We start from the raw sequence: 3,489 nt of genomic DNA, 5'->3' as shown, positions 1-3,489 counted from the left end.
CCCTTGCTCAGGGCGGGCTAAGAGAAGAAAATTCTCTGGCTCAGGGGGGGATTGAAGACGAGGGGCTAAAAACAAGGCGCTACATCACCCTACGCAACACCAGAAAAGCCCACCCCGAAAAATGTCTCAACCTGCGCGACATCTTTGGCGAATTGCAGTTACCAAAGTGCAGTCTCGTCACACTTTCCGCCTGCGAAACCGGGTTAACCACTTCAACCGCCATGACTGATGAATACATTGGTTTACCCAGCGCTTTCTTGTATGCCGGTAGCATGAATGTTGTCAGCAGTCTGTGGGCTGTCGATGATTTTGCCACGGCAATTTTGATGATAAAGTTTTATCAAGAATTGCCCGATGCTGATTCAGTAGCGATTGCTTTGAATTCGGCGCAAAACTGGATGCGCGGGGTGAGTCGCGAGGGTTTTGAAGTTTGGGTAGGATTGTTAAAATTAGATGAAAAATGTATGGAAACAGTCCAAGAGTGGTTAAGCTATTCCTCAAAGGATAAACCACCATTTAAAGACCCCGAATATTGGGCAGCATTTTGTGCTACTGGATACTAGGGCTCGGCATTCAGGCAGAAACCGGGTTTTTACCAAAATACTCGTTGATAGCCTGAAATCCCGGAAAAAACCCGGTTTCTTCACCCTTGCCTACAAACCTTGATTAACGGAGAATTGTTATATGACTGTTCACAAAGATATAGCCAGTTTTATCTACTTGCTGAACAAAGAACCGAAAGTTTTTCAGCCGACAGCATGGCAAGATTTACCTCAATTAAACACAGACATACTAAAGTTAGCAGATAATGAATCAGCCATTGCCGAAACAATCAAAACTTGGTGTATAAAACACGATTTGGGAAAAATATTAAGAGATGGTACGCGGAAAGAAATCGAAGATGTGGGCGAACCTACTCCAACGACAATGCAGCCGCTAACCAATATTACTCAAACTCTGCGTACCAGCATTGAAGAGAGTTACAAAAAACTTCAAGCCGCCGCAGAAAATCAATCAGATACCAGCAATGACTCCAAGTAACAAAATCTATGCCCCCAACGTTTATCTGTTTGCCTTCCACCTCTGCAACCCCCTAGAGTCAGAGTCGAATTCTCCTGTGGAATTCGGCAGTTTGTGGCAGAAATGCGATGAGATTTTGCAAGCTAAACTAGCTGTCAGTAACAAATTTAATGACAGCTATTTGCACAAAAAAGATGAACCTGTCGGCGGGCGTGTTAACCTGATCGATAAAACAAAAGTTAACGGTCGCAATTCTCTGGATTTTGGTAAGGAGATTTCGGTTGACAATCAGCCAATTCCTGTCAAGGGTTGGGCGCTACCGATGCGAATTGATGACAGTTATGCCTTGGGTTTGCAAGTTCGTGTTCCCGAAAAAGATCGAGGCAATAACACACCTGCTGTCGATGTTAGCATCTTCCAGCAGTTTAATCCCGGTAACTGCTTGCTGCCGGATTTTGTGCAGAGTTATTTCGGGCAAACTCTGCTGATTACGGCTTGGCTGAGTGTGGAAAAAAATCAAACTGCGTGGGATGATTCGCAGTTTCTCAAAGGTTTGGGGAAACAGTGTCTGGAAAACTTGATTTCTGGTGACAGTCGCCCGGATTTCTGTCGTCAAGGCGAGTTATTCGGCAGTCCAATTTTGGAGTATGGAGATATTAATCAGCCCGATAATTACTGTCACGTTATTATCTGGTTTTTTAACAGCCCGACAACCGATGATATCTGGGATGAGACGCGCTATAATGATTTTATGGATTTGTTTTTGTACCGCAATAAGATTCTTCGGGCTTATCGCGACTGCCGCAAGCTTTACCTGGTGATTCGCGAGGAGTACAAGCAAATTGAATTGGATATTGACAAGACTTTTAAGTATTTGCAGCGGGATAGGGCTCGGCAACGACAATCGAAAGGTGCGGGTTTAAATGAGGATGAATTGGAATATCTGGCCAATCAGATGATAGAGTTGCCGCCGCGGGCTGTGAACTATGCGCGGTTGCTGATTGATTTGCAGTTTCGCGAAAATACGATCGCCATTAATGCCCAAAATTACACAGATAAATTAAATGAAATAAGTCTTGACATCAAATCGAGTAAAAAGTATAATGATAGTGATGCCGATTTAAGTTTCCTCGCAGCATTCAGTACGCAAAACTGCCCGCGGTTTCAAAGGCAGATTCAGGCAGATTTAGCTTATTTCAAACACGGTACGGGCTTGCTAGACAAAGCAATGGAAGCAATTCGAGGCGTTGTGGCGATCGAAGAAGCTTATCGCGACGCGAAATTAGAAGTCACGATTCAAGCAGTGGGCTTTGGTTTGGGAGTGGCGGGAGTAGTGGCTGGCGGCGCTCCTTATCTGATCAAACAAGACGCGCCCGATCGCAAATTTTACTGGCCGTTACTAACGAATGTAGAAATTCATCCTTTTGTTTTGGTACTGTTGATTAGTTTGGGTGCCGGTGGTGCAGTCTGGTTTGTCTTGACGTTTGGTGTCAAATTCAAGCATCTACTAGCTAAAATCAAGCAGCAGTTGCCACCTTCATAGGTTGGTGTAGGGTTTGTCGGGTGCGCCTCAGATGCGCGATCGATCCTTGCAGATTGTAGGGGGCGACGCACCTTATACCATTTTTTTAAAGATGTGCTACTACCCCCCCCACTCCCCCCCGAAATAAGGGGGGGTTGGGGGGGTAATATCTAGCGCTACTTTATGAAATTGGTATTACTCTGACGCTACTGTGAGGTGCGATCGCTCCCACAATCATGACTGAGGACTAATGACTGAGGACTGCTCGATCAACTGTTCCCCTCTTGGCCGTAGGCTTGCCAAGCCAAATCCACCAACCCGTTAACAATCGCCACAGCCACCACCGCCGATCCCTTGCGCCCCTCAATCCGAATGTGAGGAACCATCGAATCGTTCAGTCGCGACTTCGCCACATCCACTCCCACAAACCCAGAAGGAGTCCCAATCACCAAAGCCGGTCGAATTTCCTCAGTCTCAATCAAATCGACGAGGGCCGACAAAGCAGTTTGAGCCTGGCCGACGACAAAAATCCCTTCAGGATAGCGTTTAGCCAAAGTTTCAATCCCCCAAGCCGCCCGCGTCTTTTCCTTTTGAGGGCGCGTCAAAGCCTCCATCGAACAATAAACCGGATTAGCAAAGGTACTTTGAATTTGTGGGGTAATGCCCACCTGAACCATCGGTACGTCTACTACGATCGTAGTTCGAGCAGCCAAAGCTGCCGCCCCAGCTTGCAAAGCCTGATCGGAAAAACTAATTAAAGACTTGTACTCAAAATCAGCAGTCGCATAGATCACGCGCCGGACTATTTCGTACTCCGCCGCTGAAAAACCGTGGTCGCCAATTTCGCTATCGATTAATCCCAGACTCTGGGCATCGCTTACGTGCCATTCCATTTGTTGGATAGCTGTCGCCTGTGAATTATCAAGTATCAGCTTACCAGCTTTTTG

General features: G+C 46.3%; 4 protein-coding genes. 3 read left to right on the top strand and 1 reads right to left on the bottom strand.

The window, feature by feature from the left end:
* The 3 genes from WBA89_RS03105 to WBA89_RS03095 all read left to right on the top strand — a co-directional run.
* Positions 1-563, top strand: a 563-nt coding sequence (locus WBA89_RS03105; protein ID WP_424403985.1) for a CHAT domain-containing protein, incomplete at its 5' end; no start/stop codon positions are given.
* Positions 564-684: 121 nt separating this feature from the next.
* Entirely contained in the window at positions 685-1,041 is a 357-nt protein-coding gene (locus WBA89_RS03100) for a hypothetical protein (protein ID WP_424403983.1), read from the top strand.
* Positions 1,028-2,563: a hypothetical protein gene (locus tag WBA89_RS03095; RefSeq protein ID WP_424403981.1), complete on the top strand. Its 1,536-nt coding sequence runs from the start codon at positions 1,028-1,030 to the stop codon at positions 2,561-2,563. The genes WBA89_RS03100 and WBA89_RS03095 overlap by 14 nt, the downstream gene beginning before the upstream one ends.
* Positions 2,564-2,811: 248 nt before the next feature.
* Here WBA89_RS03095 and WBA89_RS03090 read toward each other — a convergent pair whose 3' ends face one another.
* Complete coding sequence (locus WBA89_RS03090; protein WP_424403987.1) at positions 2,812-3,435, bottom strand: precorrin-8X methylmutase; 624 nt, start codon at positions 3,433-3,435, stop codon at positions 2,812-2,814.
* Between the last annotated feature and the right edge of the window lie 54 nt (positions 3,436-3,489).

Origin of the sequence: Microcoleus sp. (genome assembly GCF_049646505.1) — a bacterium.
Classification (GTDB): domain Bacteria; phylum Cyanobacteriota; class Cyanobacteriia; order Cyanobacteriales; family Microcoleaceae; genus Microcoleus.
The sequence above is the reverse complement of the archived record's forward strand: the minus strand, read 5'-3'. Positions and strand labels throughout refer to the sequence as shown.